At 69.9% G+C, this 16541-nt stretch carries 21 protein-coding genes; 15 read left to right on the forward strand and 6 right to left on the reverse strand.

Going from position 1 to position 16541, the window contains the following annotated elements:
* Positions 1 to 479 precede the first annotated feature (479 nt).
* Complete coding sequence (locus VN378_RS01655; protein WP_325740356.1) at positions 480 to 1052, forward strand: OmpA family protein; 573 nt, start codon at positions 480 to 482, stop codon at positions 1050 to 1052.
* Between the two features lie 132 nt (positions 1053 to 1184).
* Positions 1185 to 1937 carry an SseB family protein gene (locus VN378_RS01660; protein ID WP_325740358.1) on the forward strand — a complete coding sequence of 251 codons (753 nt, stop codon included), beginning with the start codon at positions 1185 to 1187 and terminating at the stop codon, positions 1935 to 1937.
* Here the strand turns inward: VN378_RS01660 and VN378_RS01665 are convergent.
* On the reverse strand, positions 1934 to 3058 hold the full coding sequence (locus VN378_RS01665) for a zinc-dependent alcohol dehydrogenase family protein (protein ID WP_325740360.1): 1125 nt from the start codon (positions 3056 to 3058) through the stop codon (positions 1934 to 1936). The genes VN378_RS01660 and VN378_RS01665 overlap by 4 nt on opposite strands.
* A gap of 137 nt (positions 3059 to 3195) precedes the next feature.
* Between VN378_RS01665 and VN378_RS01670 the strand changes: the two genes are divergently transcribed.
* Complete coding sequence (locus tag VN378_RS01670) at positions 3196 to 3633, forward strand: thioesterase family protein (protein WP_325740362.1); 438 nt, start codon at positions 3196 to 3198, stop codon at positions 3631 to 3633.
* A 499-nt stretch (positions 3634 to 4132) separates the two neighbouring features.
* Here VN378_RS01670 and VN378_RS01675 read toward each other — a convergent pair whose 3' ends face one another.
* The gene (locus tag VN378_RS01675; protein ID WP_325740364.1) at positions 4133 to 4333 is read right to left on the reverse strand and encodes a hypothetical protein; all 201 of its coding nucleotides are present in this window, start codon (positions 4331 to 4333) and stop codon (positions 4133 to 4135) included.
* A gap of 170 nt (positions 4334 to 4503) precedes the next feature.
* On the opposite strand from VN378_RS01675, the gene VN378_RS01680 reads away from it, so the two are divergent.
* Together VN378_RS01680 and VN378_RS01685 are read left to right on the forward strand one after the other, a co-directional pair.
* A complete protein-coding gene (locus tag VN378_RS01680) occupies positions 4504 to 5277 on the forward strand; it encodes a YebC/PmpR family DNA-binding transcriptional regulator (protein WP_325740366.1) in 774 nt (257 codons plus the stop codon).
* A 102-nt stretch (positions 5278 to 5379) separates the two neighbouring features.
* The gene (locus VN378_RS01685; RefSeq protein WP_325740368.1) at positions 5380 to 5841 is read left to right on the forward strand and encodes a TonB family protein; all 462 of its coding nucleotides are present in this window, start codon (positions 5380 to 5382) and stop codon (positions 5839 to 5841) included.
* A gap of 32 nt (positions 5842 to 5873) precedes the next feature.
* Here VN378_RS01685 and VN378_RS01690 read toward each other — a convergent pair whose 3' ends face one another.
* Positions 5874 to 6080: a hypothetical protein gene (locus VN378_RS01690; protein WP_325740370.1), complete on the reverse strand. Its 207-nt coding sequence runs from the start codon at positions 6078 to 6080 to the stop codon at positions 5874 to 5876.
* Positions 6081 to 6245: 165 nt separating this feature from the next.
* On the opposite strand from VN378_RS01690, the gene VN378_RS01695 reads away from it, so the two are divergent.
* Positions 6246 to 6938: an MgtC/SapB family protein gene (locus tag VN378_RS01695; protein WP_325740372.1), complete on the forward strand. Its 693-nt coding sequence runs from the start codon at positions 6246 to 6248 to the stop codon at positions 6936 to 6938.
* A 79-nt stretch (positions 6939 to 7017) separates the two neighbouring features.
* The gene (locus VN378_RS01700) at positions 7018 to 7704 is read left to right on the forward strand and encodes an MgtC/SapB family protein (protein WP_325740374.1); all 687 of its coding nucleotides are present in this window, start codon (positions 7018 to 7020) and stop codon (positions 7702 to 7704) included.
* A 119-nt stretch (positions 7705 to 7823) separates the two neighbouring features.
* Here the strand turns inward: VN378_RS01700 and VN378_RS01705 are convergent, their stop codons facing one another.
* Together VN378_RS01705 and VN378_RS01710 are read right to left on the reverse strand one after the other, a co-directional pair.
* Positions 7824 to 9056 carry an MFS transporter gene (locus VN378_RS01705; protein WP_325740376.1) on the reverse strand — a complete coding sequence of 411 codons (1233 nt, stop codon included), beginning with the start codon at positions 9054 to 9056 and terminating at the stop codon, positions 7824 to 7826.
* Positions 9049 to 9429 carry a MarR family winged helix-turn-helix transcriptional regulator gene (locus tag VN378_RS01710; RefSeq protein WP_325740380.1) on the reverse strand — a complete coding sequence of 127 codons (381 nt, stop codon included), beginning with the start codon at positions 9427 to 9429 and terminating at the stop codon, positions 9049 to 9051. Before VN378_RS01710 ends, VN378_RS01705 begins: the two co-directional genes overlap by 8 nt.
* 148 nt (positions 9430 to 9577) lie before the next feature.
* Here VN378_RS01710 and VN378_RS01715 point away from each other — a divergent pair, with 148 nt between their 5' ends.
* The 4 genes from VN378_RS01715 to ruvB all read left to right on the forward strand — a co-directional run bounded on the left by VN378_RS01715 (position 9578) and on the right by ruvB (position 12538).
* Positions 9578 to 10162 (forward strand): hypothetical protein, encoded by a 585-nt coding sequence (locus tag VN378_RS01715; protein ID WP_325740382.1) that lies wholly within the window; start codon positions 9578 to 9580, stop codon positions 10160 to 10162.
* A 55-nt stretch (positions 10163 to 10217) separates the two neighbouring features.
* Positions 10218 to 10733 (forward strand): crossover junction endodeoxyribonuclease RuvC, encoded by a 516-nt coding sequence (ruvC, locus tag VN378_RS01720; protein ID WP_325740384.1) that lies wholly within the window; start codon positions 10218 to 10220, stop codon positions 10731 to 10733.
* A complete protein-coding gene (gene ruvA / locus VN378_RS01725; protein ID WP_325740386.1) occupies positions 10730 to 11347 on the forward strand; it encodes a Holliday junction branch migration protein RuvA in 618 nt (205 codons plus the stop codon). The genes ruvC and ruvA overlap by 4 nt, the downstream gene beginning before the upstream one ends.
* Before the next feature lie 156 nt (positions 11348 to 11503).
* The gene (gene ruvB, locus VN378_RS01730; protein ID WP_325740387.1) at positions 11504 to 12538 is read left to right on the forward strand and encodes a Holliday junction branch migration DNA helicase RuvB; all 1035 of its coding nucleotides are present in this window, start codon (positions 11504 to 11506) and stop codon (positions 12536 to 12538) included.
* Between the two features lie 6 nt (positions 12539 to 12544).
* Here ruvB and VN378_RS01735 read toward each other — a convergent pair whose 3' ends face one another.
* Entirely contained in the window at positions 12545 to 14083 is a 1539-nt protein-coding gene (locus VN378_RS01735; RefSeq protein WP_325740388.1) for a serine hydrolase domain-containing protein, read from the reverse strand.
* A gap of 113 nt (positions 14084 to 14196) precedes the next feature.
* Between VN378_RS01735 and VN378_RS01740 the strand changes: the two genes are divergently transcribed.
* The 4 genes from VN378_RS01740 (at position 14197) to VN378_RS01755 (ending at position 16378) form a co-directional block, all read left to right on the forward strand.
* Positions 14197 to 14571 (forward strand): hypothetical protein, encoded by a 375-nt coding sequence (locus tag VN378_RS01740; RefSeq protein ID WP_325740389.1) that lies wholly within the window; start codon positions 14197 to 14199, stop codon positions 14569 to 14571.
* Positions 14568 to 15017, forward strand: coding sequence for a tol-pal system-associated acyl-CoA thioesterase (gene ybgC, locus VN378_RS01745; protein WP_325740390.1), 450 nt, complete (start codon positions 14568 to 14570; stop codon positions 15015 to 15017). Before VN378_RS01740 ends, ybgC begins: the two co-directional genes overlap by 4 nt.
* Before the next feature lie 131 nt (positions 15018 to 15148).
* A complete protein-coding gene (gene tolQ, locus VN378_RS01750) occupies positions 15149 to 15904 on the forward strand; it encodes a protein TolQ (RefSeq protein ID WP_325740391.1) in 756 nt (251 codons plus the stop codon).
* A 3-nt stretch (positions 15905 to 15907) separates the two neighbouring features.
* Complete coding sequence (locus VN378_RS01755) at positions 15908 to 16378, forward strand: ExbD/TolR family protein (protein WP_325740392.1); 471 nt, start codon at positions 15908 to 15910, stop codon at positions 16376 to 16378.
* The last annotated feature ends 163 nt before the right edge of the window (positions 16379 to 16541 follow it).

Below are 16541 nucleotides of genomic sequence, written 5' to 3' on the forward strand. Positions count from 1 at the left end.
GGCGGCGGCGGCCGGGTCAGGGTGACCACCACGGCGCGCGGTTCGGCCTCGGGCGAAAGAATTGTGATCGGCGGGGAAGGAGATGAGACGAGCGCCAGAAACACGACCAGGTGGGCCGACAGGCTGAGCGCGACGGCGGGACCCCAGGTCCGGATCCAGCGCCGGGACCGCACGGCGCGGCGCGACGCAGACGGGTCCGCATCGGGCGATTTTTCCGTTTGCGTCTCAAGGCTTGGCCGCACGGTGGGAACTCGACCGGCGGGTCCGGCTGCGCCCGCGCCGACCTGAAGACCACCCGCCCGCGTCAACAAGGTGGCGCCCGCAAGGCATCTCCGGACCCGGGCTTCCTACGGTCAAGCTAATGGTCAAGGTGACGCGTTTTGGCCCCGAGCCGGTCATCACTCCGCCCTCCGGGTTACGGCACCGTCACGTCCGCGCACCTATGCGGGAGCAGCGCCCCGCCAATCAGGAGACGACACTTGACCAGATCGAAACTCAGGACGGCGGCCATGACCGGCGTGGTTCTCGCGCTCGGCCTCGCGGCCAGCGGCTGCGCCAGCCACAAATTCGTGCGCGAGAATCTGGCCGTGGTCGACGAGCGGGTGACCACGGTGGACACCCGGGTGACGGGGGTCGAAGGCACCGCCGGCCAGGCGCTGGAGCGGGCGACTGCGGCCCACAAGCTGGCGGAAGGCAAATTCCTGTACGAGGTCGTGCTGTCGGACGACTCGGTGAAATTCCCCACCGACCGCCACGCCCTCTCGCCCGAGGCCGAACAGCGCCTGGCCGAACTGGCCCAGCGTCTGAAGGGCGAGAACCGCAACGTCTATCTGGAAATCCAGGGCTATACGGATGCGGTCGGCGACGCCGAATACAATGAGCAGCTGGGCGAGGCCCGGGCCGAGGCGGTGCGCCGCTCGCTGAGCCGCCAGGGCATCGCCCTGAACCGCATGGCGACCATCTCCTATGGCGAGGAAGCCCCGGTGGCGCCGAACGAAACGCCCGAAGGCCGCGCCCAGAACCGGCGCGTCGCCATCGTCGTGCTGAGCTAGGACGCCGACAGGACCCGGGGCGGCCGGACCTTCGGGCCCGGCCGCCTCCCTTGCGGCGGGAGGCGCAGTCAGACGATTGACGGCGCGCGCCCGCTCGCCTCTTGTGTCGGCCCCTTCGATCCCGAGTTGACCATGACCGACGCCCAGCCCCTCGTCTTCACCGACAATCCCCTGAACCCGCTGGAGGAGGCTCTCTACGAGGGACTGGCCGATGCTTCGCAGATGGGGCGGTTCGAGCGGGTGATGCTCGAGGCCGATCTGTACGCCGTGCCGGATCCCGAGGGTCCCGGGGGGGCGCCCGGCGACGATGGGACCAAGGTCCTGCGACACGGCGAGCAACTGATACTGCGCGGCGTAGTGCTGAACGACGGCCGCAACAGCGTGACCCTGTTCACCGATCCGAGCCGCGCGACGAAGATGTTCGGCGAGGAGGCCCGCATCCTGGCCATGCGGGGCCGCGCCCTGCTGGACATCCTGAAGGACCAGGTGGTGCTGTTGAACCCCGAGGGCGGGAAGGGCCTGCTGTTGAATCCGGATCAGATCAAGGCCGTGCTGGAGCACGAGGAGCCGCCGTCTCTCTACCCGGTTTCGGGCCGCGTCGAACTGCATGACATCGAGCCGGAAAACGAACCCGCCATGCTCACGCACCTGATCCGGGAGGCCTTCAAGGTCCCGATGGTCGAGACGGTCTGGCTGGCGCGCGCCATCTGGCCTGACATCGGCCGGATCGGCTGGTTCCTGGACATCCGCTCCGACCGGCCTGCCGACGAGATGAAGGCGCTGGCGGCGCGCGCCGTGCGCGGCCTGCAGTTCGGCGTGGAGACCCTGGACGTCTCGGTCGGCAAGCCCGGCGGCAAGCCGGGCGTCGGGCTGAAGGTGGTCTAGAACCGCACGACGGTGCGCACCGCCTGGCCGTCGGCAAGCCGGTCGAAGGCGGCGTTGATGTCCGACAAGGCGATGATCCCGGTCAGCAGGCGATCGACCGGCAGCCGGCCCTGCCGGAACAAGGCGACGTAGCGGGGGATGTCGCGGCCGGGCACGCAGGTTCCGATATAGCTGCCCTTCAGGGTGCGTTCCTCGGCGACCAGCGAGACGACGTTGACGGCCAGGACGGCCTCGGGCGGGGGCAGGCCCGCGGTGACGGTTGTCCCGCCGCGCCGGGTCATCCGCCAGGCCGAGTCGAGCGCCCGCACCGAGCCGGCCATCTCGAACGCGAAATCGGCCCCGCCGCCGGTCAGGGCGCGGACCTGTTCGACGGCGTCCGCGTCTCCGGCGTTGACCGTCTGGACGGCTCCGAGGGTGCGGGCCAGCGCCAGCTTGTCGTCGGACAGATCGACCGCGACGACCGGCGAGGCGCCGGCGGCCAGCGCGCCCAGCACCGACGACAGCCCGACTCCGCCCAGTCCGACCACCACCGCGCTCTGGCCTGCGCGAACGCCGGCCGTGTTCACCACCGCCCCGACCCCGGTCAGGACGGCGCAGCCGAACAGGGCGGCGTGCTCGAACGGCAGGTCGGCGTCGACCTTGACCAGGGAGCGGCGCGAGACGACGGCGTGGCCGGCGAAGGCCGAACAGCCGAGATGGTGATTCAGCGCGCCGTCCGCGTCGTGAATTCGGCGCCCGCCGGTCAGCAGTTCGCCCTTGCCGTTGGCGGCCGCGCCGGGTTCGCACAGGGCGGGTCGGCCTTCCGCGCACGGGTTGCAGTGGCCGCACGACGGCATGAAGACCATGACGACGTGGTCGCCGACGGCGAGATCGGCCACGCCCTCGCCCAGCGCCTCGACCACGCCTGCGGCCTCGTGGCCCAGGGCCATGGGCAGGGGACGCGGCCGGTCGCCGTTGATGACGCTCAGATCGGAATGGCACAGGCCCGCCGCCCTGACGGCGACCAGCACCTCGCCGGGTCCCGGTGGATCGAGAGTCACGGTCTCGATCGAGAGCGGGCGGCTGTCCGCATAGGGACGGGCGGCGCCTGCGATGCGGAGAACGGCGGCGGTGGTTTGCATCGAGACACGCTAGGCGCTTGACGCCGCGTCCGCCAAGCCCAAGGCTGGCCTCAAGCGCGCCCAGACGCGCAGGGAGCAAACCGCGCCCACGCAGCGAGCGACCGCGTCGCGAGCGATGGCGCACCAAGAGGGACTTCATGACGGGTACGATCGAGCGCACGAAGCGGGGCGACTATCGCCGGTTCCAGGCCATCTCCACGCGGTGGATGGACAACGACGTCTACGGCCATGTGAACAATGTGGTCTACTATTCGTGGTTCGACACGGCGGTGAACCGGCTTCTGGTGGTCAACGGCGTGCTGGACATCCATCACGGCACGACCATCGGGCTGGTGGTCGAGACGGGCTGCCGCTATTTCGCCCCGACCGCCTTTCCGGACGAGATCCAGGCGGGGGTGCGTGTGGCCCACGTCGGCACCAGCTCGGTCCGCTACGAGATCGGCCTGTTCCGCAACAACGAGGATGACGCGGCGGCGGTGGGCCATTTCGTCCACGTCTATGTCGACCGCGAGACCAAGCGGCCGGTGCCGGTGGACGAGAAGATGCGCGGTTTCCTGGAGAGTTTGAAGGCGTAGAGGGGTCCCGTCAGGAAGCTAACCCGACCTATGAGGCGAGGGGCCAGAGCCCAGCGTTCGCACCGCTTCAAACCGCGGACTTGCTCCCGTACTTCGGTGATGTGGGTTCCGAGCCACCTTACCGGCGGCGGCAAGCAGCGCTGATCAGCGAAGAACCTGGTCGCCGGCCTGGAAGAAAATCACTCGGCCTTCGCGCGTCTCGCAAACCACCTGCGGCCGCGTCGCCGATGCTGACCAAGTCAGCTTGTTATAGCTTGAATGCGTGACGCCTACACCGTCGTCGGGGTCGCCAACCAACGGGAGGCCTCGATCGGAGGCGAGCGATTGGCAGCTCGCAATCGCCGTCCGGTAAGGATCGGAGATGGTCGAACAGGAGGCCAGACCTGCCACGGCCACAGACATGGCAATAATCGAAATGCGCATTTTCGAACGATACCGACACTCCAACTCGTCTGACCAGTGGGACGGCGCAGGCGTGTGCAGGAGACCGGCCCTCAGCCTAGTCGTCCAGCCGCCCCATCAGGGCCAGGGCGCCCACGGCGGTCAGCACGCCCAGGGTGAAGGCGGCGACGATCGAGCCGGCGGCGACGGCGGTCGAGACGGTGACGGGCCGGGTCTCGTACCATTCCACGATGTCGGCCTCGTCGAGGTCGCCGTCGGCGTACAGGTCAGCGTCGTAGATGACGTCTTCGGCGGTCATGGAAACGGCTCCGGTGGCGATGCAACATGAATGTCCGCCGACGCCGGCGGTTCCTGTGTCGTGACAGCGCACGCGGCTTCGGCTAGATGCGCTGGCTCCTCCGACGCCGTCCGCGCTCATGCAGCGAGCCGCCGCGCGGCGAACGATAGCGCCCACTTCAAGAGAGCTTCATGGCCGGCCATTCCAAGTTCAAGAACATCATGCACCGCAAGGGCCGCGCCGACGCGCAGCGCTCCAAGCTGTTCTCCAAGCTGTCGCGGGACATCACCGTGGCCGCCAAGCTGGGCATGCCCGATCCGGCCATGAACCCGCGCCTGCGTCTGGCGGTCAACAACGCCAAGGCCGAAAGCCTGCCCCGCGACGTGATCCAGCGCGCCATCAACAAGGCCGCCGGCGGCGACGTCGATACGATGGAAGAGGTCCGTTACGAGGGCCGCGGCCCCGGCGGCGTCGGCATCATCGTCGAGGCCCTGACCGACAACCGCAACCGCGCCGCCTCCAACATCGGCGCGGCGTTCAAGAAGAACGGCGGGGCGCTGAGCGAGATGAACTCGGTCGCCTTCATGTGGAACCGCGTCGGCCGGATCATCTATCCCGCCGAGGCCGGCACCGAGGACGCGGTCATGGAGGCCGCCATCGAGGCCGGCGCCCAGGACGTCGAGAGCGATCTGGTCAAACCCGACATCTATGAGGACGCGCCGGGCCACACCATCTGGACGACGTTCGAGGACCTGAACGAAGTGGCCGAGGCCCTGTCGAAAATCCTCGGCGACGCCAAGTCCACGGCGCTGGTCTGGCGTCCGCAGAACGACGTCCCGGTCACCGGCGAGGCGGTCGGCACGCTGATGAAGCTGCTCGACGCGCTGGACGCCGAGGACGACGTGCAGAACGTCTATTCGAACGAGGACATTTCGGACGAAGACCTGGCGAAGTACGCGGGCTGAATGGGACCGTGGGACCCCGCGCCGCCCGGGCCTGAGACGCCCGCGCCGGAAGCGAAGCGACGCGGTTCCCGCGTCTGGATCGGTGTGCTCGTTGCTGCGGCCGTGATCATTCTCGCGAGCCTGGCCTGGTGGATGTCGAAGTCCGAATTCACGCTCCGGGAGGTGTCCTATTCGGATGACGCGGTGGACGTGGAGCTCATCGAGCCAATTCCGTCGTCCGTCGTCCAGCCTGCGCCGCCGCCCGAACCCAGGACGACCCTCGGGCCGGACGGCGAAGTGCTGAGACCGCAGGCATGGGTGAAACAGCCCGTGCCGAATTTTCCGGAACTGGCCCTGCGCCGCGGCGTCGAACAGGGCGTTGTGGTGCTTCGATGCGAGACCCTTGTCACGGGGGAATTCGGAGCGTGCGAGGTTGTGAGCGAGACCCCGCAGGGCGCCGGGTTCGGCGAGGCGGCGCTGGCGGCGACGCGTCAGGCCCGCGTCACGCCCTACAGCATCGATGGTTTCGACACCGACGGCTCCATCCAGTTCACGGTCCGTTTCCGGGCGGCGTCGGAACCGTAACGCTTCGCCGGGTCAGTCCCGGCTGAACCCCGTCAGGCGAAGCTGCGCAGTTCGTCGGTGACCCAGCCGTCGGGATGGCGGATCGGCCGGCCGGGGCGGCGGAAGCGGTGCACGACGTGCAGGGCGTCGGTAAGGTCGCTCAGCTGCTCGTCGGACAGTTCCACCGCGGCGCGCAGCACCTCGGCCTTGAGGGCCGAAAAATGTTCGGCGTCGAGACAGCGGTCTGTCGGATGGTGCATCGTCCCCTCCTTCCAGGTTGCCGGACGGGCGGCCACCCGGCCTAACGTCGGTTTCCCGACACAGGTTCCCCGAACGGCCGTCAGCGGCCTGAAGCGCAGGCCTTGACCGGCTGAAGGCTGATGCGGAACAGCGAGGCTGTCGCAACCGTTGCCATGATCATGAACATGCACGACCTGCCGGGTTTCGCCCTGCCCCTGCTGGCCGCCATCCTGGCCGGCGGCCTGATCGGGTTCGAGCGCGAGTGGCGGGGCCGGGCGGCCGGCTTCCGGACCCACATCCTCGTCTGCCTGGCCTCGGCCCTGCTGATGGAGGCGGCGGTGTCGCAGGGCTCCTGGCGGTTCGCGCCCTTGACCGGCACGGAGATCGTCAGCGATCCGACCCGGATGGCGCACGGCGTTCTGACCGGGATCGGCTTCCTGTGCGCGGGCGTGATCTTCCGCTCGGGCTTCTCGATCCACGGCCTGACCACGGCCGCGTCGCTGTGGATCACCTCGGCCATCGGTCTGCTGTTCGGCGCCGGCCTGTTCGCCCTGGGCGCCGCCGGGACGGTTCTGACGGCCGCCATACTGGTGGTGCTGAGGCTGGTGGATCTCAAGCTGCCGCGAAAACTGGTGGTGGATGCGGACGTGACGTGGCGGCGCGACGATCCTGATACGGAACGTCGTGTCGAGGCGGCGCTGGCGGACGCCGATCGCGCGCGCCGGGCCGACCGGTTCGAACTGGTTGACGACGGCGAGGGCGTGCGCCGCAGCTTCAGCCTGAAGCTGGAGGGCGAGGCGGCGCTGAAGACCCTCGCCGCCCGCTTGCGGACCATCGAAGGCGTGACCTGCTACAAGCTCGATCCGCGAAACGACTGACGGAACGACAACCGCTTGATCGCGGGATGCGGGCGAGGCTAGGCTGAAGATTCGTCAGTCTGCGGAGCGATTTACACACATGAACTGGGATCTGGTCTGGCCGGTTGCGGCGGCCATGACGGCCGGCGGGCTGATCGGCATCGAGCGCACCTGGCACGGGCATCCGGCGGGGTTCCGGACCCACATCCTCGTGTGCCTGACCTCCTGCCTGCTGATGCTGGCGGCGATGCATCAGTCGACCTGGGCCTTCACGGCCCTGCCGGGCCAGACGGTGGTGATCGATCCGACGCGGATGTCGCACGGCCTGCTGACCGGCATCGGCTTCCTGTGCGCCGGCGTGATCTTCCGCGAGGGCTTCTCGGTCCACGGCCTGACCACGGCGGCCTCGCTGTGGGTCACATCGGCGGTCGGGGTCCTGTACGGCGTCGGCATGCTGGACCTGGCCCTGATCGGATCGGCGGCGACCCTCGCGGTGCTGGCGGTGCTGCGCCTGCTGGACGCCAGGCTGCCCCACGTCGGGGTGATGGACGTGACCCTGCGCTGGAAGCGCGGCGCCGCGCCGGGCGAGAAGGTCCTGCGCGACATGTTCAGGGGCTCGGGCATGAAGGCGGTCCGCATCGGCCACGTCATCTGCCAGTCGGGGACCCAGCACGAGCACCACATGAAGGTGAAGGGCCAGATGCCGATGGATGTCGACGGACTGGTCGGCCGCCTGTCGGGTCAGAAGGGGCTGGCCGAGTTCTCGGTCATGCCGCGCGACGAATAGGCCTCAGGTGCAGAAGGCGATGGCGGCGTCGACCCACACCGCCAGCCCGTTGCGGCTCCACAGCCAGACGCCCAGCCCGAGCAGGGCGGCGACGGCGATCCCGATGAGGATGCGCGTCCTCATTCGGCGGGCTGCAGCGCGGCGGGCCGGGCCAGCGGCGCCTCCCTGACCGGCAGGTTGGCGAGGGCGGCCATGGCGGCCAGACCGATCGAGATCATCCAGATGACGGCGTAGGAGCCCGTGGCGTCGAAGGCCAGGCCCGCGGTCCAGGCCCCGAGGAAGGCCCCGACCTGATGGCTCAGGAAGACGATCCCGCCCAGGGCCGACAGATGGCGCACGCCATAGATCTGGCCGACCAGTCCGGTGGTCAGCGGCACGGTGCCCAGCCACAGGAAGCCGAAGGCCGCGGCGAAGACCAGCACGCTGGCGGGCGACAGGGGCACGATCAGGAACAGGGCGATGGCCACGCCGCGCAGGGCGTAGAGCAGGGCCAGCAGCCCCTTCTTGGAATGTTTCGACCCCCAAGCGCCCCACAGCCACGAGCCGGCGATGTTGAACAGGCCGATCAGGGCCAGGGCGCCGGCCCCGACGCTTGCCGACAGGCCTTCGTCGCGAATGTAGGCAGGCAGGTGGGTGCCCACGAAGGCGATGTGAAAGCCGCAGACGAAGAAGCCGAGGTTGATCAGCCAGAAGCTGGGGTGGCGTCCGGCCTCGGCCAGGGCCTGTTTCAGGGGCGGGCCGTCGCGGGCGTCGCTGACGGGCGGCCTGCCGGCCACGCCCAGGGCCAGCGGAATGATCAGGGCGACCAGCCCGGCCATGGCGAACAGGGTCAGCCGCCAGTCCAGTGCGTCCAGCAGGCCCTGCGCCGCCGGCACGACGAGGAACTGGCCCAGCGATCCGCCGGCCGTAACGATTCCGAAGGCGAGGGTGCGCTTGCCCGGCGGCACGGCGCGTCCCACCGCGCCCAGCACGACCACGAAGGTGACGCCCGACATGGCCAGACCCGTGAGAACGCCGAAGCCCAGCATCAGGCCGAACGCATCGGCGGCGCTCGCCGCGATCAGCAGGCCGGCGCCGTAAACCAGCGCCCCGCCCACCGCGACCCGGCCCGCTCCATACTTGTCGGCCCAGGCCCCGACGAAGGGCTGGATCAGGCCGAACAGCAGGTTCTGGGCGGCGATGACCAGGCCGAAGGTCTGGCGGTCGATCTCCAGATCCAGGCCGATCGGCCGCAGGAACAGGCCGAATGCCTGCCGTACGCCCATCGACAGGGTGACGATCAGGGCGCCCGCCAGGATCATGATCCAGGCCTTGCGCGACAGGTTGGCCTCGGTCGTGACGGCGTCAGACATGGGCTTCCACCTCGGCCAGCAGGGCGATCAGGGCGGCCTCTCGCGGCCCGAGCGTCTCGGCCACGCGGGCCTGGGCCGTGCGCCAGTGGGGCATGGCGTCGGACAGTACCTCCCGTCCGGCCGGGGTCAGCGACAGCTTCTGCCCTCGCGCGCCCTTCTCGGCCGCCGCCGCGATCCAGCCCTTCTTCACCAGCGGCTGGATGGTGCGCCAGAGCGCGCTCTTCTCGTGCGCCGTCGCTTCGGCCAGTTCGACCAGCCCGGGCCGCTCAAGGCGCGACAGGGTGCGCATGACCGAGAACTGGGTGACGGTGATTCCGACGGGGGCGAGGGCCTCGTCGTACAACCGGGTCAGGGCGCGGGACGTGCGCCGCAAACGGCCGCAGATGCAAGGGGATGCGTCTTCCATTGCATATGCAAAGCACAGGATCGTTGCATATGCAATCTCAGAAGCTGCAGACGTCCGGCCTTCCCATCGGGTGGTCCCTGGGGCCAGATGGGCGGCCAGCAGTGGGGAGGATTCGATGATCAGGGTGGCTATGGCCTTGGCGGCGTTGACGACGGCGGTTCCCGCGGCCGCCCAGGCCCCGTCCGATTCGTTGGCCTATTTCCAGCAGTTCGACCGGTTCTGTCTGGCGACCGGAGGAGATCCGGCCCGCGCCGTCGCGGCTGCGGAGGCCGAGGGCTGGATCGCTGCCCCCCAGGCGATGGTCGATGAGGCGGTGAACCCGAACGCGCCCGAAGTGGCGATCCGGCTGAGCGGGCCCGCCGACGCGGCGCCGGCGCGCCTGCTGCTCTCGGCCTCTCCACCCATGGCCGACCGGGGCGGGCTGAAGGTCCGGGTCTGTGCGATCGAGCCCGCGCCGGGCGCGGGCCTGGACGAGACCCGGCTGACGGCGCTGGTCGAGGCGCGGCTGGGCTTCACCGGCGCCATGCTGCCCGTCTGGGTGTTCTCCGGCTCCGGCCCGTTCGTCGATGAAAACGAACTGATCCTGCAGGGACGGGAGGCCATGGCCGCCCGGGCGGCGACGACCCCGATCTATATGCTGAACCTGGTGCCATCCGGGGATGGCGGCTCGGCCCTGGCCCTGCTTCGCATGGGCGACTGACCCGGCCGAGATCGGTCATTGTCCGTTAGGCATCTCTCAGGCAATAACGGAACAGATGACGAACGAAGCGACTCGCATCCTGGGACTGGACCCCGGCCTTCGCCGCACCGGCTGGGGCGTGATCGTGGCTGAAGGGTCGCGGCTGCGCTGGGTCGCGCACGGAGTGATCAGCCCGCCCGAGACCGCGCCCTTCAGCGAGCGGCTGCTCCATCTGCTGGACGCGGTGGGCGCGGTCTGCGCCGCGCATGGCTGCGACGAGGCCGCGATCGAGGAGGTGTTCGTCAACATGAACCCGTCGTCGACGCTGAAGCTGGGCCACGCCCGCGCCGCGGTCATGCTGGCCCCCGCGCGCTGCGGTCTGCCGGTGGCGGAATATTCGCCCAACCTGATCAAGAAGGCTGTGGTCGGCGCCGGCCATGCCGACAAGAGCCAGATCGCCTTCATGGTCAAACGGCTGCTCCCGTCCGCCGGAGAGGTGAAGGCCGACGCCGCCGACGCCCTCGCCGTGGCCATCACCCATGCGCAACTGCGCAAGCGCGCACTGCTGACGGCCTTGCGGGGCGCGGCATGATCGGCCGCCTCCGGGGCGTGCTGGCCGAGGTCGAGCCGGACCATTGCCTGATCGACTGCTCGGGCGTCGGCTATGTGGTGTTCTGCGGCGCGCGCACCCTGCAACGCCTGCCGGCCCCCGGGGACGAGGCGACCCTGCAGATCGAATCCACCTTCAACGCCGAAAGCGGCCCGCGGCTGTACGGCTTCCTGACCCGCGACGAGCGCCGCGCCTTCCTGACCCTCAACGGCATCCAGGGCGTCGGCCCCAAGGCGGCGCTGTCGGTGCTGGACGTCCTGCCGCCCGGCGACCTCGCGGCGGCGGTGGCGCGCGACGACAAGGCGGCCGTGGCCCGCGCCAACGGCGTCGGGCCCAAGCTGGCGCTGCGCATCGTCACCGAGCTGAAGGGCAAGCCGCTGGGCGATGTGTCCTTCACGCCTTCCGGGCCGGGCGTCCATGCCGATATCGCGCCACCCGCGCCCAGCGTCACCGGCGAAGCGGTGTCGGCCCTGCTGGGTCTGGGCGTGGCCGAGGTCAACGCCCGCCGCGCCGTGGATCAGGCCCTGATCCGCCTCGGGGAGGAGGCCGAACTGTCCGCCGTCATCCGCGCGGCGTTGCAGGAGCTGGGGCGGTGACTCCCTTCTCCGATCATCCCGGCGAAAGCCGGGACCCAGTGCCTTGGGCGCTCCGGTCCCACCGCCGATGCGCCGGCGCCAATCCCCTGCATCCTGCCTCACGAAAGAACTGGGTCCCGGCTTTCGCCGGGATGATCGGAAGACATGGGGATCGGCATGTCTGACGACCGCATCGTCTCCGGCGCACCCGTCCCCGGCGAGATCCACGACCGCGCCCTGCGGCCTCAGACCCTGTCCGAGTTCGTCGGCCAGGAGCAGGCCAAGGGCAATCTGAAGGTCTTCATCGACGCCGCGCGCGGTCGCGGCGAGGCGCTGGACCACGTCCTGCTGTTCGGCCCGCCGGGTCTCGGCAAGACCACCCTGGCGCAGATCGTGGCGCGGGAACTGGGCGTCGGCTTCCGCGCCACCTCCGGCCCCATCCTCGCCAAGGCCGGCGACCTGGCCGCCATCCTGACCAATCTCGAACCGCGCGACGTGCTGTTCATCGACGAAATCCACCGCCTCGCCCCCACGGTCGAGGAGATCCTGTACCCGGCCATGGAGGACCATGTGCTGGACCTGATCATCGGCGAGGGGCCGTCGGCCCGTTCGGTGCGGATCGATCTGGCGCCCTTCACCCTCGTCGGAGCGACGACGCGGGCGGGCCTGCTGGCCACGCCCCTGCGCGACCGGTTCGGCATTCCGCTGCGGCTCGAATTCTACACTCCGGACGAACTGGTCCGGGTCATCACGGGGGCGGCGCGCAAGATGGGCGTGGCCGTCGACGACGAGGGCGCGCGCGAGATCGCCTCGCGCTCGCGGGGCACGCCGCGCGTGGCCGGCCGCCTGCTGCGCCGGGTGCGGGACTTCGCCGGGGCCGAGGGGGCGCCGAAGATCGACCGGCTGGCCGCGGCGCGGGCCCTGGCCCGTCTGGAGGTCGACGAGGCCGGACTGGACGCCAATGATCGCCGCTTCCTCAAGGCCCTGATCGAGAATTACGGCGGCGGCCCCGTCGGCATGGACACCCTCGCCGCCGCCATCGCCGAGGCGCGCGACGCGGTCGAGGACGTGATCGAGCCCTATCTGCTGCAGCAGGGCTTCATCCAGCGCACCCCCCGCGGCCGCATGGCCTGCGCGAAGGCCTACGTCCACCTTGGCCTGGCCGAACCGCCGAAGCCCGCGGGGACCGTTCAGACCGGGCTGTTCGAATAGCCTTCGCTACTGCGGCGCCGGCGTCGGGGTCAGGCGAAAGTTCACGGCCTGGATCGTGGCGGGCCGGGTCGGCGCCAGCAGCAGACGGCCGTCGATCTGGCCCTTGTCGCAGGCCCAGCGGAAGGTTCCGGACAGCGCGCCCGTCGGCGTGATCGGAGCCTCGGTGGCGCAGGCGCCGGCGTCGGTCTTCAGCTGGGCCAGCACGACGCGCCAGTTTTCGACCGAGCGGTCCATCAGGAAATTCATCGCCAGCCCGTCCCCGGCCGCGGCCACGTCCCCCGCGGCCCAGATCCGGCCGACGTCGGCGTAGCGCTCCGCCAGCACGTCGCTGCCCGGGGTCGGGCGCACCGGGGCCAGACCGGCCCGAACCAGGGTCGCGGCGGCCTCCATCAGCGGTCCGGCCGGTCCGGCGTAGGTCCGGTTGGCGAAGGCGAACAGGCCCGTTCCCCGCTCGGGCATCAGGATCATGAAGGAGCCATAGCCGGGATAGCCGCCCCCGTGCGCCAGATAGACGCCCAGTTCGCAGTCGACGGCCGCCTGCAGGCCCATGCCGTAGGCGCTGGCCCCGGCGCAGGGCTGGCCGTCGGCGCCGGTCCGGCTGCGCGGCGAGGCGAAGTTGGAGCCCTGGGCCATTTCGCGCACGGTCGAGCGGCGGACGGGGCCAGTCTCCGGGCCGTCGCGGGCGGGCCAGGCCGACAGAAGGAATGAAATCCAGCGGGCGTAGTCCCCGGCGCTTGTCTGCACCCCGCCCATGGATCCGAACACGCCGTGCCGCATGTCCGGTTCGCGCAGCCAGGCGTCGTTCTCCCAGCGATAGCCGAGGGCGCGCCGATCCTGCGGCGAGGCGAGGATGTCGTAGCCGCTGGAGGTCATGCCCAGGGGCCGCATGATCCCGGCCTCGATATAGTCGTTGTAGGGCCGCCCGGAGACATTGGTGACGATCCGGCCCAGCAGGGCGTAGCCGAAGTTGGAATATTCGAACGCCGTCTGCGGCGCCCGGGTGAAGGGCACGCCGTCCCGGAGCATGCGCGTGAACCCGGCCTCGGTCAGGACCTGCTGACGATCGCCCCAGGGGTCGTCGGTGACAAATCCGCCGGTATGGTTCAGCAGGTCGCGGACCCGGATGCGCGGGGAATCGGCCGTGGGATAGGTCCAGGCCGCCAGTTCCGGCACATGGGTCTCGGCCAGGTCGTCGAGCGAGAGTTTGCCTTCGTCGCGCAGCTTCAGGATCGCCAGCGCCGTGAAGGCCTTGGACATGGAGGCGATGCGGAACAGGGTGTCGGGCGTCACGGCGGGGCCGTCGACGGTCCGTACGCCCGTCGTCCGCAGATGGATGATCTCGCCGTTCTGGACGACGCCGTACACCAGCCCCGGCGCATGGGCGTTCGCCTGCCAGCGGTCGAAGGCCGCATCTATGACGGGAATCGCCTCGTGAAGGCTGGCCGGCGCCGCGGCCGTAGCGGCGGGGGGCGTCTGCGCCTGAACAGGGACCGCGGCCCCCATTCCCGTGAACAGAACCGCCATGACCAGAGCGCTGCGTCGCATGATCCCCTCCCAGGTTGCGATCGAGACCTAGCATCGCGCCCGACGGCGGCCAATCCGATCCCGGGCTTCACCTCCGCGCCGAACCCCGTCATGCTCCGCGCGAAGGAGGCCGCATGGCGCGAAGGGCGATCCGAACCGACCGGCTGATCGCGGTGCTGGGCACCGCGGCGCTGCTGCTGGGCGCGGTGATCCTGTGGAAGGCGGTCGAGGCGTCGCGTCCCGGCTTCACCGAGGAAACGCCCGCCCGGCGGGTGCTGCGGCAGGCGCGCGAGCAGCTGGGCCGCACTGCGGAAATCCGCCTGCTGGACGAGGGCCGCGGCCGCGTCGTCTGCGGCTATGTCGGGCGGCGCGGCGAGAGCGCGGCGTACAGCTTCATCTCGCGGCCCAACCGGATCATGATGAGCGACGACCCCCTGGCCACCGAATTCCAGGCCATGGTGCGCGCCGACTGTCCCAACCTGCCCAAACCGCCGCCGGCGACGCCATGACGGACCAGCCCACCGCCGGCCGCTTCGAGGGGCGGGAACACCGCCTGCCGGTCCGGGTCTATTACGAGGACACCGACTTCACCGGCCTGGTCTATCACGCCAACTACGTCCGCTATTTCGAGCGGGGCCGGTCGGACTGCCTGCGGCTGATGGGCGTCGGCCACGCCGACCTGCTGGACGGCGACCAGCCCATGGCCTTCGTGGTGACGAAGATGACGCTTGGCTTCCTCAAGCCGGCGCGCATCGACGACGCCCTGATCGTGCGCACCCACTACGACGCGGTGAAGGGGCCCAGATTGCTGATCTCCCAGACGATCACGCGCGGCGACGACGTGTTGTGCCGGGCCGAGGTCGAGGTCGTCTGCATCCATATGGACGGCCGTCCGCGTCGGCCGACGCGGGCCCTGGTCGAAAAGGTCGGGCCATGGCTGGCGCGCGAAGCTTGACCGTTTCCACCGCCTGACGCGTGTAGACGGGTGACGCCGCCGCCACACCCCGCTAGACCCGGTGAAATCCGCCACACAACCGCCACGCCCGTCCGGTGCACAGGGACGGACAGACGGAAGGACGCCACTCGATGACCACCGCCGCCCCGGCCTCGATGCTGAACCCGGTCAGCCTGTTCCTTGAGGCCGATATCGTCGTGCAGGCGATCATGATCGGTCTGGCGATCGCCTCGCTGTGGTCCTGGGCCGTGATCATCGACAAGGCCGTGCGATTCTCGTCGCTGAACAGCCAGGCGGACAATTTCGAGAAGGCGGTCGGGTCCGGCCGGTCGCTGGAAGAGGTCGCCGCCCAGGCGGGCCCCGATCCGGCCCATCCCCTGCCGCGCATGCTGGTCATCGCCCTGGCCGACTGGCGCGAGGCGCGCACGCGCGGCCCCCTGACGGAGAACCAGGCCAATCTGCTGATGTCGCGGATCGACCGGGCGCTGGACAGCCTGATCGCCCGCGAGGGCCAGCGGGTCGAGAACGGCCTCGGCGTGCTGTCGGTGGTGGCGACGTCCTCGCCCTTCATTGGTCTGTTCGGCACCGTCTGGGGCATCATGAACGCCTTCGGCGCCATCGCCCTGTCCGGCAACACCAACCTGGCCACCGTGGCCCCTGCGATCTCCGAAGCCCTGTTCGCCACGGCCCTGGGTCTGGCCGCGGCCATCCCGGCCTATATCGCCTACAACAAATTCTCGATCGACGCGGGCAAGTTCACGGGCCGGCTGGAAAGCTTCGCCGACGACCTGCAGTCCGCCGTGGCGCGCCGTCTCGGCGGGTCGACCGCGCCGTCCTCGCCGCCGGTGACGCCGTCCACAGGCGACTACAGCCGTCGGGAGCTCTGAGCCATGGCTTTGGCGGGCGGCGGCGGGGGCGGACACGTCCGGGGCCGCAGACGGCCGCGCAAGCGGCCCCTGAGCGAGATCAATGTGACGCCGCTGGTCGACGTCATGCTGGTGCTGCTGATCATCTTCATGATCTCGGCGCCCCTGCTGACGACCGGGGTCGAGGTCGAACTGCCCAAGACCGAGGCCAGCGCCGTCGAGACCAACCAGGAGCCGGTGGTCGTCTCCATCGACCGCGACGGCGCCATCTTCGTCGCCGACAGCGAGGCGCCCTGGGACCAGCTGGTTCTGAGGGTGGCCCAGGAGGGCGGCGAGGGCGCGCGCGACAAGCCGGTCTTCGTCCGCGCCGACGGCCGGGCGCCCTATCAGGCCGTGGCGCGGGTCATGGCGCGGCTGTCGGGCGCCGGATTCACGAAAATGAACCTGATCACCGACACCTCCGCCCAATCTTCCGGATCAGGCGGGGGGGGCTGACGCCTTGGAACGGCCTGGCCCGGCCCTGATCGGCTCGTTTCTGGTGCATGGCGGCGTCATCGCCGCCGTGCTGGGCATCGGCCTGCTCGCGCCGAAGGCGGCGCCGCGTCCGATAATGAACGCCGTGCCAGTTTCCATTGTCTCCTCGACCATTGTGGAGGCC

Origin of the sequence: Brevundimonas sp., assembly GCF_035561115.1 — a bacterium.
Classification (GTDB): Bacteria; Pseudomonadota; Alphaproteobacteria; order Caulobacterales; family Caulobacteraceae; genus Brevundimonas.